The 15,428-nt window shown below is 71.5% G+C and carries 18 protein-coding genes; 12 read left to right on the plus strand and 6 right to left on the minus strand.

Going from position 1 to position 15,428, the window contains the following annotated elements:
• Positions 1 to 121: 121 nt before the first annotated feature.
• Together GA0070621_RS12660 and GA0070621_RS12665 are read left to right on the plus strand one after the other, a co-directional pair.
• Positions 122 to 433: a hypothetical protein gene (locus GA0070621_RS12660; protein WP_091194988.1), complete on the plus strand. Its 312-nt coding sequence runs from the start codon at positions 122 to 124 to the stop codon at positions 431 to 433.
• Complete coding sequence (locus GA0070621_RS12665; RefSeq protein ID WP_091194990.1) at positions 430 to 930, plus strand: cation:proton antiporter regulatory subunit; 501 nt, start codon at positions 430 to 432, stop codon at positions 928 to 930. Before GA0070621_RS12660 ends, GA0070621_RS12665 begins: the two co-directional genes overlap by 4 nt.
• A 261-nt stretch (positions 931 to 1,191) precedes the next feature.
• Here the strand turns inward: GA0070621_RS12665 and rpmG are convergent, their stop codons facing one another.
• Positions 1,192 to 1,359: a 50S ribosomal protein L33 gene (rpmG, locus tag GA0070621_RS12670; RefSeq protein WP_091194992.1), complete on the minus strand. Its 168-nt coding sequence runs from the start codon at positions 1,357 to 1,359 to the stop codon at positions 1,192 to 1,194.
• Entirely contained in the window at positions 1,359 to 1,595 is a 237-nt protein-coding gene (rpmB, locus tag GA0070621_RS12675; protein WP_091194994.1) for a 50S ribosomal protein L28, read from the minus strand. Before rpmB ends, rpmG begins: the two co-directional genes overlap by 1 nt.
• Positions 1,596 to 1,772: 177 nt before the next feature.
• Between rpmB and GA0070621_RS12680 the strand changes: the two genes are divergently transcribed.
• The 4 genes from GA0070621_RS12680 (at position 1,773) to GA0070621_RS12695 (ending at position 4,992) form a co-directional block, all read left to right on the plus strand.
• Complete coding sequence (locus GA0070621_RS12680; RefSeq protein ID WP_091194996.1) at positions 1,773 to 3,071, plus strand: CobW family GTP-binding protein; 1,299 nt, start codon at positions 1,773 to 1,775, stop codon at positions 3,069 to 3,071.
• Positions 3,068 to 3,337 carry a type B 50S ribosomal protein L31 gene (locus GA0070621_RS12685; RefSeq protein ID WP_091194998.1) on the plus strand — a complete coding sequence of 90 codons (270 nt, stop codon included), beginning with the start codon at positions 3,068 to 3,070 and terminating at the stop codon, positions 3,335 to 3,337. Before GA0070621_RS12680 ends, GA0070621_RS12685 begins: the two co-directional genes overlap by 4 nt.
• 110 nt (positions 3,338 to 3,447) lie before the next feature.
• Complete coding sequence (locus GA0070621_RS12690; protein WP_091195000.1) at positions 3,448 to 3,840, plus strand: SCO5389 family protein; 393 nt, start codon at positions 3,448 to 3,450, stop codon at positions 3,838 to 3,840.
• 174 nt (positions 3,841 to 4,014) lie between these two features.
• Positions 4,015 to 4,992, plus strand: a complete 978-nt coding sequence (locus GA0070621_RS12695; RefSeq protein ID WP_091195001.1) for an ATP-binding protein — start codon at positions 4,015 to 4,017, stop codon at positions 4,990 to 4,992.
• A gap of 18 nt (positions 4,993 to 5,010) precedes the next feature.
• Here the strand turns inward: GA0070621_RS12695 and GA0070621_RS12700 are convergent, their stop codons facing one another.
• Complete coding sequence (locus GA0070621_RS12700; protein WP_407940344.1) at positions 5,011 to 5,415, minus strand: Fur family transcriptional regulator; 405 nt, start codon at positions 5,413 to 5,415, stop codon at positions 5,011 to 5,013.
• 649 nt (positions 5,416 to 6,064) lie between these two features.
• On the opposite strand from GA0070621_RS12700, the gene GA0070621_RS12710 reads away from it, so the two are divergent.
• Positions 6,065 to 6,784 (plus strand): TIGR03943 family putative permease subunit, encoded by a 720-nt coding sequence (locus GA0070621_RS12710; RefSeq protein WP_091202303.1) that lies wholly within the window; start codon positions 6,065 to 6,067, stop codon positions 6,782 to 6,784.
• 155 nt (positions 6,785 to 6,939) lie between these two features.
• On the plus strand, positions 6,940 to 7,548 hold the full coding sequence (locus GA0070621_RS12715; RefSeq protein WP_091195005.1) for a DedA family protein: 609 nt from the start codon (positions 6,940 to 6,942) through the stop codon (positions 7,546 to 7,548).
• 54 nt (positions 7,549 to 7,602) lie between these two features.
• Here GA0070621_RS12715 and GA0070621_RS12720 read toward each other — a convergent pair whose 3' ends face one another.
• From GA0070621_RS12720 to GA0070621_RS12730, 3 genes are read right to left on the minus strand one after another with little or no spacing between them, the layout of a single operon-like run.
• Positions 7,603 to 8,631: an ABC transporter substrate-binding protein gene (locus GA0070621_RS12720; protein ID WP_091195007.1), complete on the minus strand. Its 1,029-nt coding sequence runs from the start codon at positions 8,629 to 8,631 to the stop codon at positions 7,603 to 7,605.
• A gap of 29 nt (positions 8,632 to 8,660) precedes the next feature.
• Complete coding sequence (locus GA0070621_RS12725; RefSeq protein WP_167666847.1) at positions 8,661 to 9,497, minus strand: ABC transporter permease; 837 nt, start codon at positions 9,495 to 9,497, stop codon at positions 8,661 to 8,663.
• A complete protein-coding gene (locus GA0070621_RS12730; RefSeq protein WP_091195009.1) occupies positions 9,490 to 10,299 on the minus strand; it encodes an ABC transporter ATP-binding protein in 810 nt (269 codons plus the stop codon). Before GA0070621_RS12730 ends, GA0070621_RS12725 begins: the two co-directional genes overlap by 8 nt.
• A 121-nt stretch (positions 10,300 to 10,420) precedes the next feature.
• Here GA0070621_RS12730 and GA0070621_RS12735 point away from each other — a divergent pair, with 121 nt between their 5' ends.
• The 4 genes from GA0070621_RS12735 to GA0070621_RS12750 all read left to right on the plus strand — a co-directional run bounded on the left by GA0070621_RS12735 (position 10,421) and on the right by GA0070621_RS12750 (position 15,400).
• Entirely contained in the window at positions 10,421 to 12,010 is a 1,590-nt protein-coding gene (locus tag GA0070621_RS12735; RefSeq protein ID WP_167666848.1) for a sensor histidine kinase, read from the plus strand.
• On the plus strand, positions 12,007 to 12,696 hold the full coding sequence (locus GA0070621_RS12740; protein WP_091195011.1) for a response regulator: 690 nt from the start codon (positions 12,007 to 12,009) through the stop codon (positions 12,694 to 12,696). The genes GA0070621_RS12735 and GA0070621_RS12740 overlap by 4 nt, the downstream gene beginning before the upstream one ends.
• Positions 12,697 to 12,749: 53 nt before the next feature.
• Complete coding sequence (locus GA0070621_RS12745) at positions 12,750 to 13,622, plus strand: LLM class F420-dependent oxidoreductase (RefSeq protein ID WP_091195012.1); 873 nt, start codon at positions 12,750 to 12,752, stop codon at positions 13,620 to 13,622.
• A gap of 488 nt (positions 13,623 to 14,110) precedes the next feature.
• The gene (locus GA0070621_RS12750) at positions 14,111 to 15,400 is read left to right on the plus strand and encodes a D-alanyl-D-alanine carboxypeptidase family protein (RefSeq protein ID WP_091195014.1); all 1,290 of its coding nucleotides are present in this window, start codon (positions 14,111 to 14,113) and stop codon (positions 15,398 to 15,400) included.
• The last annotated feature ends 28 nt before the right edge of the window (positions 15,401 to 15,428 follow it).

Consider the following 15,428-nt stretch of genomic DNA (forward strand, 5'->3'; position numbering starts at 1 on the left):
GACGCCGGATCGCGCGACACGACCCGGCGTCGGCACGGCCGGATGGCGCGTCCGGCACCTCCGCCCGGTCCGGCTTCTCCGCACCCGGTGGGGACAACGGCCGCGCCCGGAGGGAGGAGTGATGGATCGCAGCGGCCGGCGGGAGAAGAGCCGGAGGCGGTCGCCGCGGGGCGGCTGGGCACTGCTGGCGTTCGCGGTGGTCACCATGGCGTTCGGCATCGCCATCGGCAACGGACTGGTGCTCGCGGCCGGCCTCGTCCTGGCCGCGACCGCCGTTCACCTGCTCACCCCGGCCACGGCGGCCCAGGTGCCGGCCAGCACCGAACCGCCTGACCACGCCCACCTCACCGACATGCCCGACGCGCGCCGGCCGCACGGCGCATCACCGCGACCGAGGTCGGCCGACACCGCGTCCGGCTGGAGGAGATCATGAGAATCGAACGCACCGCGCTGCCCGGCGTCGGCGTCAACCACGCCACCACCACCGCCGACGGCCAGCGCCTCGGCGTCATCTGCCACCTCACCGGCCGCCGCGACCTCGTCTTCTACGACCCCGAGGATCCGCAGGCGGTCGCCGCCACGGTCGTCCTCCAACCCGACGAGGCGCACCAGATCGCCGACCTGCTCGACGCCACGATCACCATCGACCACCTCGCCCACCTCGAGGAGCAGATCACCGGCATCACCGCGGCCCGCATCCGGATACCGGCGGGGTCCGCGTACGCGGACCGTCCGATCCGCGACACCCGCGCCCACCCGGGCGCCTTGATCGTCGCCGTCATCCACGACGAGCGGATCACCACCACACCCGATTCCGACCTCGTGCTCCGCCACGGCGACACCGTCGTCGCCGTCGGCGACCAGGACGCCATCACCGCGCTGGCCGACCTCCTCACCACGGAGCACCACCACCCGTCGGCGCACCGGTAGCCGGCCTTCGGCCGGGGAGCGGCCGAGGCACCAGCCGCTCCCCGGCTCCGACGACCGCGACACCTCGGGGCCAGGGCCCGGCTCAGCCGTCCCCCGGCCGGGACGCACACCGTTCGGGCCGTCCCGTGGCGACAGGTCCGCTCGGGGCCGTCGCGGTCACCGGGCGGCTCGCAGCCGCCTCACCTCCGCCCGCCGTGGCCATGCCGCGCGACCAGTTCCGCGCGGCGGGACCGCCGGTTGGGTACGCTCCGGCGCGTCATCTCAACGCTCCTCGCGGTACTCGACGTGCCGGCGCAGGACGGGGTCGTACTTGCGCAGGACGAGGCGGTCCGGATCGTTGCGGCGATTCTTGCGGGTCACGTACGTGTGGCCGGTGCCGGCGGTGCTGCGCAGCTTGATGATCGGACGGATGTCGGTCCGGCGGGCCATCAGAGCCGCACCCCCCGGCCGCGCAGCTCCGCCACTACCTTGTCGATGCCCCTACGGTCCACGGTGCGCATCGCCTTCGCGGTCAGGGTCAGGGTGACCCACCGCTTTTCCGACGCCAGCCAGTACCGGTGGTGCTGCAGGTTCGGGTTCCAGCGGCGGCGGGTGCGCCGGTGGGAGTGGGACACGGCGTTGCCGAAGCTCGGCTCGGCGCACGTGACATCACAGCGTCGGGACATGGTCTTCTGCTCTCCTTCGACGATTCGGGGCAACGGGAACGTGCGCGCTTCTGTCGCAACCGTCCGACCGGATCCGGGTGGGTCGCGTGTCCGTCGCCACCCGCACCTCCCTGGACGTGTCCTCGCCCACCGACTCTATAATGACAATCGTTTTCAGTAAGAGTCGAGAGGACTGTGATGTCGACGTCACCGCTCGCGCCACCCGACCAGGGGGCCACGGACACCGGAGCGCGCCCGTCCCTGACCGTGCTGGCCGGCTTCTGGCCCGCCGCGACGTACGCCGTCGCCCGTGCCCTGCTCGCCGCGGACGCCTCCCTGTTGCTGGTGCGGCACGACCTCACCGGCGTACGGGACGGGCACGTGCACCGGGTGGTGCGCGACCGGGACGGCCTGCTGGAGGACGAGCGGGTCAGGCTGGCCCACGGCTGCGTCTCCTGCACGCTGCGCGAGGACGTGCTGCCGACCCTGGCCCGACTGGCCCGCCACCACCCCGACCGGGATCTGCTGCTCATGCTGCCCGAGGTGGTGGAGCCGGAGGCGATGGCCGCCGCGTGCGCCCACTGCCTCGTCGACGGTGCGACCGTCACCGACCTGGTGCACATCGACTCGTACCTCACGGTCGTCGACATGGAGCACCTGCTCGACGGGCTGGCCAGCACCGACGACCTGAAAACCCTGGGCATCCAGGCCGCCGACGACGACGACCGGGCGCTGGCCGACGTGATCGTCCGCCAGATCGAGTACGCCGACACGCTGGTCCTGTGGGGCCGGTCCCGCGACGGGGCGTACGACACCGGCCGACTGTCGGTGCTGTTGGCGCGCATGGCGCCGTGGGCCACCCAGGTCCAGGTGGACGGCGAGGTCCTCGACGCCGGCGTCCTGACCCGCCGGCTGCGCGGCACCCTCCGGCATCGTCCGGAGACGCCGGGCGTGCTGACCCGCGGGCTGGAGGGCTACCCGCTCGGCCTCCACGAGCCACACGCGGAGCAGGGTGTCGTCTCCGCCGTGTTCCGGGCCCGCCGCCCCTTCCACCCCCGCCGCCTGCACGACGTCCTCGAGACGGTGAACGTCGAAATGATCCGCTCCCGCGGGCACCTCTGGCTGGCCAGTCAACCCGAGACCGTCCTCACCTGGGACTTCGCCGGTGGCGGACTGTCCATGGGCGCGCTCGGTCGCTGGCTCACCGCCCTGCCCGACCACCGCTGGGGCGACGTGTCCGACCATCGCCGGCTCGCCGCCGCGCTGGAGTGGGATCCGTACTACGGGGACCGGCACCAGCATCTGGTCTTCATCGGCCTGGACGTCGACGCCGCCGGGCTGCACCGCGCCCTGTCCGCCTGCCTGCTCACCGACGCCGAGCTCGCCGACGGCGAGGAAGCCTGGCGGGACTACGACGACCCGCTCGCCGGCTGCTTCCCCCTCATCGAGCCCGATCCGACCCGGCACCGCACCGACCACGAAGGAGAATCCGCGTGAAGCGCGACATCCACCCCGAGTACCGGCCCGTCGTCTACCGCGACCGCGCCGCGAACTTCGCCTTCCTCACCCGCTCCACCGCCACCAGCGATCAGACCGTCGAATGGAGCGACGGCAACACGTACGCGGTGATCGACGTGCAGATCTCGTCCGCCAGCCACCCCTTCTGGACGGGCCGGCAGCGCCTGCTCGACACGGAGGGGCCGGTGGAGAGGTTCCGCGCCAGGTACGCCCGCCACCGCCACCGGCATGGCGCGGGCAGTTGAGCGGGCGCAGCCCTATTGACGGTACGGCGGGTGACGTGGTGTGCTCGATGCGTAACGCTAACGAAAACCGTGATCGTTAATTCGTGATCGCTGCCATGACGAGGAGGAGCATGTCTCTCACCGTGCCGCCCAGCCTGCTCGAGGCCGCCGAGTCCGGCCCCGTCGACGACGAGGACTTCGCCGCCTGCGTACGCGACTCGCTGCCCTACGCGTGGCAGACCGTCAGCCGCGTGGTCGCCGACCTGCGGTCCGGTGACGCGGAGTTCGCCGACAACGCGGTTCCGCCGCCCACCGAGGCGGAGCGCGGGCAGTTGTTGAGAGCCCTGGCGAGCGACGCCATCCGGGCCAGCCTGGAGAGCCACTTCGGGGTGCGGTTGGCGTTCCAGAACTGCCATCGGGTGGCGGCCTTCCGACCGTCCGCCGTGGACTCCGACACCTACCGCAGGTTCGTCTCGACCCGGGGCCAACTGCTCAACCAGTCGCCCGAGCTGCGCGACTGCTGACCCGGCCGGTGCCCGGCGGGCACGGTGCGGGCGCGGACGCGCCTGAACCCGCCCGCCGGGCATCGGCGGAGCCGACACGCCGAACGGGTGATCCCCGCCCCGGAGGCGCCACCTTCCGGTAGCGTTACCGCTCATGACAACGGTTTGCAATAGAAGTGTCGGAGGGTGTCAGCGGTGAAGGTCGCTTTCGTGGGCAAAGGCGGCAGCGGAAAGACGACGCTGGCGGCCCTGTTCGCCCGCCACCTCGCCGGCCAGGAGCGGCCGGTGCTGGCCATCGACGCCGACATCAACCAGCATCTCGCGGTCGCCCTCGGCGGCGACGCGCACGCCCTGGCGGGACTGACCCCGCTCGGCGAGCACCTACCGGCGATCAAGGAGTACCTGCGGGGCGGCAATCCCCGTATCGGCACGGCCACCCAGATGGTCAAGACCACTCCGCCCGGGCGCGGTTCGCGGCTGGTGCGGGTGGTCGAGGAGAACCCGGTCTACGCCGCCTGCGTACGCCGGCTCGGCGGGGTACGGATGGCGGCGACCGGCGAGTTCAGCGCCGAGGACCTGGGGGTGGCCTGCTACCACTCGAAGGTGGGCGCGGTGGAGCTGCTGCTCAACCACATGCTCGACGGGCCCGGCGAGTACGTGGTGGTGGACATGACCGCCGGCGCGGACTCCTTCGCCTCCGGCCTGTTCACCCGGTTCGACCGCACCTTCCTGGTGTGCGAGCCGACGGTGCGCAGCGTCGGGGTCTACCGGCAGTACGCCGGCTACGCCCGCGACTACGGAGTGGCCCTGTCGGTCGTCGGCAACAAGATCGAGGACAGCGACGACGTGGACTTCCTGCGTGAGCACGTCGGCGCGGACCTGCTGACCTGGGTCAGCCGCTCGCCCTACGTACGCCGCGCGGAACGGGGCACCGTCGCTCCACTGGCGGACCTCGAGGCCGCCAACCGCGCCGTTCTGGCGACGTTGGCGGAGACCGTGGACGGCACGGCGCAGGACTGGGCGGCCTTCACCCGGTGGGCGCACGAGTTCCACCGACGCAACGCCGCCGCCTGGGCCAACGACCGCGCCGGGACGGACCTCGCCGCCCAGATCGATCCCGACTTCCGGATGGGCACGCAGGTTCTCAGCGTGCCGGCAGCGGTGACCGCGTGAATCCGTCGGCCGCCATGGTCACCCGGCGCACTGCGCGCAGGTGCCGAAGATCTCCAGGGTGTGGCCGACGTCGGTGAAGCCGTGCTGGCTGGCGATCTGGTCAGCCCAGCGCTCCACCGCCGGGCCGGCCACCTCGACCGTGCGCCCGCACTCCCGGCAGACCAGGTGGTGGTGGTGCCGGCTCTGGCTGCACCGGCGGAAGAGCTGCTCCCCGCCGGGCAGCCGGGTCGAGTCGATCTCCCCGGTGTCGACCAGCAGTTGCAGGGTCCGGTAGACGGTGGTCAACCCCACCCGCGCCTTGCGGGCGACGAGCATCTGGTGCAGCTGTTGCGCGGTATGGAAGCCTTCCACCTCGCGCAGCAGCGCCAGCACCTCGGCGCGCTGCCGAGTGTTCCGGGTCGCCTTCGGGATCACCTGGGTCACCGTACCGCCGTCTCCGCTCGTCGCCACGCGCCGATCACGACGCCGTTCCTGCGCCCCTGCGCACCTGCCGGCCGCGCGGGCACCCGACCCATTATGCGTTGCGCATACGTGCATGCCGCGAGCCGGCGAGCGGGAGCGTGGACGTTCCCCCGCCTCTGACCCTACGTCACATTGTCGTCACTCTAGGATGTTCGGGTTGGACATCGGAGAAGGTGATCGCCCTGAGCACGACCGACCCCGCCCCTCCCGTCGCGCCGTACCCGCCCCCGCCCCGGGCCCCCGACGCCACGCCCGCGCCGCCGTCCCGGCGTGGTCGGGTGTTCGGTTCGGTTGAGGTGTTGTGTGTGCTGCTGATTCTTGTCGGTGTCCTGCATCGGCAGGTGGGTGGGTTGGTGGCGGATGCGTGGTTGCGGACGCGGTTGACGGTGTTTGTGTCGGTGCTGGTGCAGGCGGTGCCGTTCCTGGTGTTCGGGGTGGTGTTGTCGGCGGTGATCGCGGTGTTCGTGCCGCGGTCGTTCTGGTCTCGGGCGTTGCCTCGGCGTGGGGGTTGGCGGTGCCGGTGGCGGGGGTGGCGGGGGTGGTGTTGCCGGGGTATGAGTGTGGGTCGGTGCGCGGTGGGTGTCGCGGCGGTGGTCGGGATGGTGGTCTGGTGAACCGGGGCGCTCAGGCGGTGGTGATGGTGTTCCTGGGCGGCGCGATCCTGCGCGCGAGTGTCACCGACGTGTATCTGCGCTACGTCAAGCAGGGTCTGCGGCCGTTCCTCATCGTCGCCGGTGTCCTCCTGGTCGTCACCGCACTGGCCGCCCTGTGGCAGGAGTTCCGCGACCACCGCCGGACCGGCGAGGAACACGACGACGGGCACGGGCACCATCACTCCGGGCCGGCGGTGGGTTGGTTGCTGCTGCTGCCGGCCGTCGCCCTGCTCTTCGTCGCGCCTCCCGCACTGGGCGCCGACACCGCCGCCCGCGCCGGCTCCGCCCTCACCGGCAACCAGGACACCGCGTACCCGCCCCTGCCGCCCGGCGACCCGGCGAGGCTCACCCTCCTCGACTACGGCTACCGCGCCGTCTACGACAACGGCCGGACCCTGCGCGACCGGCAGATCCAGCTCACCGGCTTCATCGCCCCCGGCCCCGACGGCCAACCCATGCTCGCCCGCATCATCCTGTCCTGCTGCGCCGCCGACGGCATACCCATCAAGATCGGACTGGGCGGCGACGTGCCCCAACTGCCCGCCGACACCTGGGTGCAGGCCACCGGTCGCTGGCTCCCCCACACCGCCAAGGATCCCGTCAACGACTCCGACATCCCGTACTTCCAGGTGGACGCCTGGCAGAAGGTCAATCCACCCGCCGAACCCTACGAATAGTCACCCCGGGGAGATCGACGGGTACGCGAAACAACCGGCATGCCGCTCGCTCTGGCGGGGAACCAACCGATCGTGTCCGCCGTACCCAAGCCGCGCCCCCGCCCGGCGCTGCCCGGCCTCGGGGCAGCCGCCGATGAGGCGGCCGTGCCAGGCCGGTGACCGCTGGCGGCCCTCTCACCAACCTGGTGGCCCAGTACGGCTACCTGGGCGTCGCCCTGCTCGTCGGGGTGGAGAGCTTCGGTGTTCCCGCGCCGGGTCAGACAGCGATCATCCTCGGCGCCGGATACGCGGCGCACGGCCACCTGGCCGTTCTCGGGGTCGCGGTGACCGCGTTCCTGGCCGCCGTGGTCGGAGACAGCATCGGCTACCTGATCGGTCGCGCCGGCGGGCGGCGGATCATTCTGCGCTACGGCAGCTACGTCCGGCTGACGCCGGAGCGGTTCGCGCGGCTGGAGGGGGTGATGCGCCGGCACGGGCCGAAACTCGTCGCGGTCGCCCGTTTCGTCGAGGGTCTGCGCCAGTTCAACGGGATCATCGCTGGCGCCACCGGCATGCCGTGGCGACGATTCGCCGTCTTCAACGCCATCGGTGCCGCCCTCTGGGTGGCTGTGTGGGTGACCGTCGGCTACTTCGCCGGGGACCACATCCGCGCCATCGTGGCGCAACTGCACCACTTCCAGTGGTACCTCGTCGCCGCCGCGCTCGTCGTCGCGCTCGCCTACCTCGGATGGCGGTTGGCCCGTCGACAGTCCCGCCCGGGATGATCGATCTCTTGGTGGTCCCGCCGGGCCGCGCGGAGGCGGCCCGGCGGGACGATCTCAGCTGGCAGCCTTCACGAACTCGGTCGTGTACGTCTTGGTCAGGTCGATCTGGTCGGCCTTCGCCTTCACCGCCTCGTTCGACGGCTTCAGCACCTCCAGGACCGTCTGCGGGCCGTCGGCCGGCATCACGCCGTCGGCGGTGAACATGCCCTTGGAGTCGTTGATCGACTGCTCGTAGAGCTTCGGGTCGGAGCCCGCGTAGTCGGCCGGCATCTTCGCGGCGATCTCCGCGGCGGTGTGCGTGTCGATGAACGTCAGCGTCTTGACGAAGGCGTTGACCATCTTCTGGATGGTCTCCTTGTGCTTGGCGACGAAGTCGCACGGCATGTAGAGGGAGGCGCCGGGGTAGAGGCCGCCGAGGGCCGCCCTGGTGCCTTCCTGCGTCCTCATCTCGATGAAGACCTTCGCCTTGCCGGAGCTGGTCAGCTTGGCGATCGTCGGGTCGGTGGTCATGCCGGCGTCGATGCCGCCGTTGTCGATGGCGGCGATGAAGGTCTGGCCGGCCCCCGCCTTGACCGTCGTGTACTTCGACGGCTCGACGCCGTTGCGGACGGCCAGCGCCCGGGTGATCATGTCGGTCGAGGAGCCGGGGCTGGTGACGCCGAGCTTCTTGCCCGCGAAGTCCTTCGCCGAGGTGATCGTGCCGGCCTTGCCGCTCGCGACGACCTCGGCCTCCCCGGGGACGTCGGCGAACTGCACGACGCTCTCCACGCACTTGCCCTTGGCCTGCAGGTCGACGGTGTGGTCGTAGAAGCCGACGACGCCGTCGACCTCGCCGGCGAGCATGACGTTCTCCGCCTGGGCGCCGGACGGCTCGCTGAGCAGCTGCACGTCGACGCCGGCGTCCTTGAAGTAGCCGAGTTGCTCGGTGAGCTTCGCCGGCAGGTAGATGACCTTGTCCAGCCCGCCGACCATGATCTTGATGGTGGTGGGCTGCTCGCCGCCGGCGGCGGGCGACTGGCCGCGGCAGGCGGTCAGACCGAGCGCCAGGGCGGGGATCGCCAGCAGCGCGATTGACTTACGCATGTGCAACTCTCCTATTGTGATGGGGGTTTTCAGCGGGGTTGCCATTTGGTCAGCCGGCGTTCGACGACCGTGAGCACGGCCTCGGCGAGCAACGCCAGCACGGTGGTGATGATCATGGCGGCATAGATGCCGGCCGCGTCGAACGTGCCCTGGGATTGCGAGATGAGCAGGCCGAGGCCCTTGTCGGCGCCGGCGTACTCGCCGACGATCGCGCCGATGAGCGCGAAGCCGAAGGCCGTGTGCAGGCTGGCCAGGATCCAGGTGGTCGCGCTGGGCAGCACGACGGTACGCATCAACTGCCAGCGGGTGGCCCCGAGGATGCGGGCGTTGTCGTCGATGACCTTCGACACCTCGCGGGCACCCTGGAACGCGTTGAAGAAGACGCCGAAGAAGACCAGTACGAACGCCGTCGCCACCTTCGAACTCATGCCCAGGCCGAACCAGATGACGAAGAGCGAGGCGAGGACGATACGTGGGATCGCGTTGGCGGCCTTGATGAACGGCGCGAGGACCTCGGCGATGAACCGGGCCCGGCCGAGGACCACGCCCATCACGACGCCGGCCAGAGCCCCGAGCACGAAGCCGAAGACGGCCTCCTGCAGCGTGTAGGAGATCTGGGTCCAGATGGAGCCGACGGCGGTGCCCTCGGCGAACCAGACGACCAGCTTGTGCCAGATGGCGCTGGGCGAGGAGTAGAAGAACGGGTCGATCCAGTAGGTCGCGGCGAGCTCCCAGGAGCCGAGCCAGAGCGCGACCAGCGCCAGGCGGGCCGCCAGGACGCCCCACCGGATCCCGCGCCCCACCGATGACCGGGGGGTGGCGGTCTCGACCTGGGCCGGGGATTCGGCCAGCGCGATGTCAGCCACGGGAGGCTCCCTTCTTGCGGGCGATCTCGACCTCGTCGCGCAGCGGTTCCCAGACCTTCCGGTAGAGGTCGAGGAAGTGCGGGTCGAGGCGGATCTCGTCGACGTTGCGCGGTCGGGGCAGATCCACCGTGACGACGGTCTTGACGGTGGCCGGCGCCGCGGTCATGACGACGACCCGGTCGGCCAGGGCGATCGCCTCGGTCAGGTCGTGGGTGACGAAGACGACCGCCGCGCCGGTGCCCGCCCACAGCCGCAGCAACTCGCCCTGCATGAGTTCGCGGGTCTGCACGTCGAGCGCGCCGAAGGGCTCGTCCATCAGGATGATCTCGGGCTCGGTGATGAGGGTCTGCGCCATCGCCACACGCTTGCGCATGCCGCCGGAGAGCTGGTGGGGGTAGTACCTCTCGAAGCCGGTCAGGCCGACGGTGTCGATCCACCTCTGGGCCCGGGCGCGGGCGTCGGCCTTCGACACGCCGCGGTAGCGCAGGCCGAGGGCGATGTTGTCGCTGACCGTACGCCAGGGCAGCGTCGCGTCCTGCTGAAACATGTATCCGACGGTGCGTGGGATTCCGGTGACCGGGGCTCCGCCGACGGTCACCGTTCCCCCGCTCGCCGGTTCGAGGCCGGAGATCAGCGAGAGGGTGGTCGATTTGCCGCAGCCGGTGGGACCGACGACGGTCACGAACTCCCCGGGCGCCACGTCGAGCGTGACCTCCCGCATCGCCGTGAAGGAACCGCCGTTCGTGGACGGGAATATCTTGGTGGCCCGATCCAGCCGGATGGCGGGTGTGCTCTGGGTCATAGCGGCAGACCGTAGCTGTGAAGAAGAAGTTTCCGCGCGGTTTCGTCCATTGCGCGGCCAACTCGCGTAGATCCCTTTCTGCGCGTTCTGCTCACCACGTTTGCGCAGGTAGCGTGGCGGCGTGAAGCGACGCCCCCTCCGCCTGGTCACGCAGACGATGCTGCTGCAGGTGGTCGTCGTCGCGATCGTGGCCGCCGCCGGATTCACCCTCGCCACCCTGCTGCTGCGCGAGGAACTGGAGCAGCAGTACGAGCAACGGGCGCTGGCCATCGCCCGCTCCGTCGCCCAACGTCCGGGCCTCGCCGAGGAGGTCCGCACCGGCACGCCGTCGGTCGCCGGCGACGTGCAGCGGTACGCCGAACAGGTCCGCACGGCGAACAACGCGTTGTTCGTCGTGATCGCCGACCGCGACGGGATCCGCTTCTCGCACACCGACGGCCGGCTGATCGGCGAGCACGTCAGCACCGATCCGTCCGGGCCGCTCGCCGGCCGCGAGGTGGTCAACGTCGAGCGCGGCACCCTCGGGCTCTCCGCCCGCGGCAAGGTGCCGCTGCGTGACCAGTCCGGTGTCGTTGTCGGCGAGGTCAGCGTCGGTATCGACGCCGACGAGATCGACAACCGCCTCCACGAGCTGCTGCCGGTCGCGGAGGTCTTCACGGCCCTGGCGCTCGGCGTGGGCGTCGGAGGGGCGGCGCTGCTCGCCGTCCGCCTCAAGCGGCGCACCCTCGGCCTGGAACCCACGGACCTCGCGGACCTGGTCCGGGAGCAGGTCGCGGTGCTGGAGGGCGTACGCGACGGAGTGCTGGCGGTGGACGCGGAGGGACGCGTGAGCGTCTGCACCAAGCAGGCGACGCGCCTGCTGACCGAGCCGGTGACACCGGGCGCGCCGGCCACCGACGAGGTGCTCGACCTGCTCGAGGACCGCTCCCCGCTCACCGGCGGCCTGCGACTGCTCGGCGACCGCGTGGTGGCGGTGACCCGCCGGCCGGTCCGCCGCAACGGTCAGGATCTCGGCGTCGTGTTGACCCTGCGCGACCACACCAACCTCGACGACATGGCGCGCGAACTGGAGGCGACCCGGGCGCTGACCGACGCGCTGCGGGCCCAGGCGCACGAGCACACCAACCGGCTGCACGCGCTGAGCGGGCTGCTGCACCTCGGCGACATCGGCCGCGCGCAGGCGTACCTGCGGGAGCTGACCGCCACCGCGTCGGTCACCGCGCCGCCGGGGCGGATCGGTGACCCGTATCTGGATGGCCTGCTGGCGGCGAAGACGGCGGTGGCCTCGGAGGCCGGGGTGACGCTGCGCCTGGGCGAGGACACCTGGGTGCCCGGTCGGCTGACCCGCCCGCTGGACGTCTTCACGGTGCTGGGCAACCTGGTCGACAACGCGATCCGAGCGGCCACCGCGGGAACCCGGCGGCCCGGCTGGGTCGAGGTGAGCCTCCTGGCGGACGAACGTGACCTGCACATCTACGTGGCGGACAGCGGCGACGGGATCGCTCTGGCGGACCCCTTCGCGCCCGGGACCTCGACCAAGGAGGAACCCGGGCGGGGGCTCGGGCTCGCCCTGGCTCGCCGTATCGCCCGCAGCCACGGCGGCGACGTCCGCGTCGGCCCGGTCGTCCCGGGGCAGGGCGCGGTGTTCGTCGCCGAGATCCCCGGGGTGCTGAACCCTGCCGCCGCGCTGAGTTGGGAGGGCACTGGATGATCCGGGTACTCGTGGTGGACGACGACTTCCGGGTCGCCGCCCTGCACTCGTCCTTCGTCAACCAGGTGTCGGGCTTCACCTCGGTCGGTGTCGCGCACACCGCCGAGGCGGCGGTGGCGGCCTCCGCCCGGCTCCGGCCCGACCTCGTCCTGCTGGACCAGTACCTGCCCGACGGCCTGGGCACCTCGGTGTTACGTGATCTCGCCGCCGACGTCATCATGCTGACCGCGGCCGACGACTCGGTCACGGTCCGCGCGGCCCTCTCCGCCGGGGCGCTGAACTACCTGGTCAAGCCGTTCACGCCGGCTCAGCTCGGGGAGCGGTTGCTCGCGTACGCCCGGTACCGCGGCCAACTGACCGGCGAGCGCGGCCTCGGGCAGGATGAGATCGATCGAGCGATGGCGATGCTGCACGACGCGGACGCGCCCGCCGCGGGGCTGCCCAAGGGCCGTTCCGCGGTGACCGCGCAGCGGATCCTGTTCGCGATCCGGGACGCGGTCGCCCCGATGACGGCGGTGGAGATCGCCGACGCGACCGGTGTTTCCCGCGCGACCGCCCAGCGCTACCTGGCCGACCTGGCCCAGAGCGGCAAACTGGAGCTGAGCCTGCGGTACGGGTCGGCGGGACGCCCCGAGCACCTGTACCGGTGGCGGGGCACCTCCCGTGCCGGCGGTGGCACCGGCTGACCCGCCTGCCCGGCATAATGCCAGTTGTCCGAACAGGAACGGGAAGGATGGCGATGAGGTTAGGTCTGCACTACTGGAACTTCTCCACGCCCGCCGACCCGGCGGAGATCGCGCCGACGCTGGCGGAGACCGCCCGGATCGCGGAGCAGGCCGGTGTGTCCGCGTTCTCGGTCATGGACCACTACTTCCAGATGGAGTTCAGGACGGCGGCCGAGGAGCCGATGCTCGAGGCCTACACGACGCTGGGCTACGTGGCGGCGAAGACCGAGCGGATGACGCTCGGCGTCCTCGTCACCGGGGTGATGTACCGCTACCCGGGCCTCCTCGCCAAGATCGTCACCACTCTCGACGTGCTCTCCGGCGGCCGGGCCCGGCTCGGCATCGGCGCGTCGTGGTACGACCGCGAGCAGCATGGCCTCGGCGTACCGGTCGTCCCGGTCGGCGAGCGCTTCGAACGGCTCGAGGAAGCCCTGCGGATCTGCCGGCAGATGTGGAGCGAGGAGAACGGCCGGTTCGACGGCAGGCACTACCAGCTGGCCGAGACGCTGAACGTGCCGGCGTCGATCAGCCGCCCGCACCCGCCGATCATGATCGGTGGCGGCGGTGAGAAGAAGACCCTGCGGCTGGTCGCCCGCTACGCCAACCTGTGCAACCTGTTCGGCGACAGCCCGTCCGAGGTCGCGCGGAAGCTCGACGTGCTGCGGGAACACTGCCGGGCCGAAGGCCGTGACTACGACAGCATCGAGAAGACCGTGCTGGTCATGCGACCGCCGCTGGCCGACGTCGACGCGTTCGTGGCCGAGGTCGCCGAGTACGCCGCGCTCGGCGTGACCGAGGTGCAGACGATGCCCGACCGCCACCCGGTCGAGTTCGCCCGGCAACTGGCCGAGCGGCAGGTCGTCGCGCGGCTGGCCGGACTCGCCTGATCCCGCCCGGAGGCGGAGCCCCGGCCTCGTGCGGATACCGGGCTTCCCACGCCCCGGCTCGCTGTCGCGTGATCGCCTGTCGGCTCAGACCACGGTCGAGCCAGAGCCGGAGCGGGTGCGGCGGCGGGCCGGGTCAGGATGGTCCTCGTACGCGGTTCGTACGGGTCGTCGGCTGAACCGGGTCGACGCCTCCTCGCGTATCTGGATGACCGGCACCGCCCGGGCTCCTGCGGCACGATCTCACCGACGTGGCTGGTGACACCGGCCGCGACAAGCACGGCGTCCGGCCCGGTCAGGCCGTCCACCGGAAGGCCCCGCACGAGCGCGAAACCTCGGCCGGTGATGCAACCGCTGGGGGCGGATCGCGCGTGTAACACGACGGTGGGAAACTCGATCTTGACGGTACGCCGACGGCAGCGACACCGACATCAGCGCGCCGGCGGCAGCGTGGGGCGGGCCGGCGGGCCGCCCGGGGGGAGACATTCAGGATGCTCGACGCTGCGACGACCCAGGTGATCGGGCCGGTCCCGACACGACCACCGGGCCGGCGTCGAGCCCGCGGCCCCTGGATGCTGATCAGCGGCCTGCTCACCCTGCTCCTGGCCGGCACCGCGCTGTTCGCGGTCGCGCCGCTGCGCCGCCCGCTGCCCGCGCCGACGGTCACACGGACCGTGCCCGCGTCGACGGTCATCCCCGGCACGGCCCCGGTGGTGCCGTGGCCGAAGATCGGGCAGGCCGCCCTCTCGGTGGAGGGGGTCGGCTCGCTCGGCACCTCGGGCGGAAGCAAGCCGGTGCCGATCGCGAGCGTGACCAAGGTGATGACGGCCTACGTCATCCTGACCGAGCATCCCATCGGCCGGGGCGAGCACGGACCGAAGCTGACCGTCAGCTCGGCGCAGGCCGCCGCGTACCCGAAGGAGCAGGCGCGCGGCGAGTCCCTCGTGCCGGTGGTCGCGGGCGCGGTCTTCACCGAGCGCCAGGCGCTCCAGGCGCTGCTGCTCCCGTCGGCGAACAACATGGCGCGGATCCTCGCCGCGTGGGACGCCGGCAGCATCGAGGCATTCGTCGCCAAGATGAACGACACCGCCGCCGCGCTCGGCATGACCCACACCCACTACACCGATCCGTCCGGGTACGACCCGGGCACCGTGAGCACCGCCGTCGACCAGGTGATCCTGGCCCGCAAGGCGATGAAACTGCCGGCGTTCGCGGAGATCGTGGCGCAGAAGACAGCCACCCTGCCGGTCGCCGGCACCGTGCGGAACTACAACTCGCTGGTGGGCCACGACGGCGTGGTGGGAATCAAGACCGGGTCCACCGACGAGGCAGGGGGCTGCCTCGTCTTCGCCGCCGTCGTCAAGGTGGACGGCCGGAAGATCACCGTCGTGGGTGCCGTCCTGGGGCAGCCCGGGGCCAACACCCCCGTGCAGTTGGCCCGGGTGTTCCGGGTGACCCGTCCGCTGGTCCGCACCGCCGCCGGCGCGATCGGGGTGCACCCCGTCGTACGGGCCGGCGACGAGGTCGCCCTCGTACGGGGGCCGCTCGGTGCGGTCACCACGCTCGACGCCGCGCGGGACGTGACCGTGGTGGGCTGGCCCGGCATGCGGGTACGGCTGGACGTCGACGTCCCGGAGGTGCCGGCACGGCTGCCGGCCGAGGCCGAGCATGGCCGGATCACCGCGGCCGCCGGCGGGATTGTCTCGGCCGGGGTCCCGCTCCGCAGCGCCGTCGAGCTGGAGCCGCCCAGCACCTGGGACCGCATTCGCCAGCATCGCTGAGCCGCATTTGGTCGACCGCGGCTGGCCG

The sequence above is a fragment of the Micromonospora narathiwatensis genome, assembly GCF_900089605.1.
Taxonomy (GTDB): domain Bacteria; phylum Actinomycetota; class Actinomycetes; order Mycobacteriales; family Micromonosporaceae; genus Micromonospora; species Micromonospora narathiwatensis.

What these genes read in the sequence shown, in the direction of transcription:
- GA0070621_RS12750 (WP_091195014.1), top strand. Translation starts at nt 14,111, where the DNA reads ATGCTCGACGCTGCGACGACCCAGGTGATCGGGCCGGTCCCGACACGA.
- GA0070621_RS12745 (WP_091195012.1), top strand. Translation starts at nt 12,750, where the DNA reads ATGAGGTTAGGTCTGCACTACTGGAACTTCTCCACGCCCGCCGACCCG.
- rpmG (WP_091194992.1), bottom strand. Translation starts at nt 1,359, where the DNA reads ATGGCCCGCCGGACCGACATCCGTCCGATCATCAAGCTGCGCAGCACC.
- GA0070621_RS12690 (WP_091195000.1), top strand. Translation starts at nt 3,448, where the DNA reads ATGTCTCTCACCGTGCCGCCCAGCCTGCTCGAGGCCGCCGAGTCCGGC.
- rpmB (WP_091194994.1), bottom strand. Translation starts at nt 1,595, where the DNA reads ATGTCCCGACGCTGTGATGTCACGTGCGCCGAGCCGAGCTTCGGCAAC.
- GA0070621_RS12720 (WP_091195007.1), bottom strand. Translation starts at nt 8,631, where the DNA reads ATGCGTAAGTCAATCGCGCTGCTGGCGATCCCCGCCCTGGCGCTCGGT.
- GA0070621_RS12660 (WP_091194988.1), top strand. Translation starts at nt 122, where the DNA reads ATGGATCGCAGCGGCCGGCGGGAGAAGAGCCGGAGGCGGTCGCCGCGG.
- GA0070621_RS12680 (WP_091194996.1), top strand. Translation starts at nt 1,773, where the DNA reads ATGTCGACGTCACCGCTCGCGCCACCCGACCAGGGGGCCACGGACACC.
- GA0070621_RS12740 (WP_091195011.1), top strand. Translation starts at nt 12,007, where the DNA reads ATGATCCGGGTACTCGTGGTGGACGACGACTTCCGGGTCGCCGCCCTG.
- GA0070621_RS12665 (WP_091194990.1), top strand. Translation starts at nt 430, where the DNA reads ATGAGAATCGAACGCACCGCGCTGCCCGGCGTCGGCGTCAACCACGCC.
- GA0070621_RS12730 (WP_091195009.1), bottom strand. Translation starts at nt 10,299, where the DNA reads ATGACCCAGAGCACACCCGCCATCCGGCTGGATCGGGCCACCAAGATA.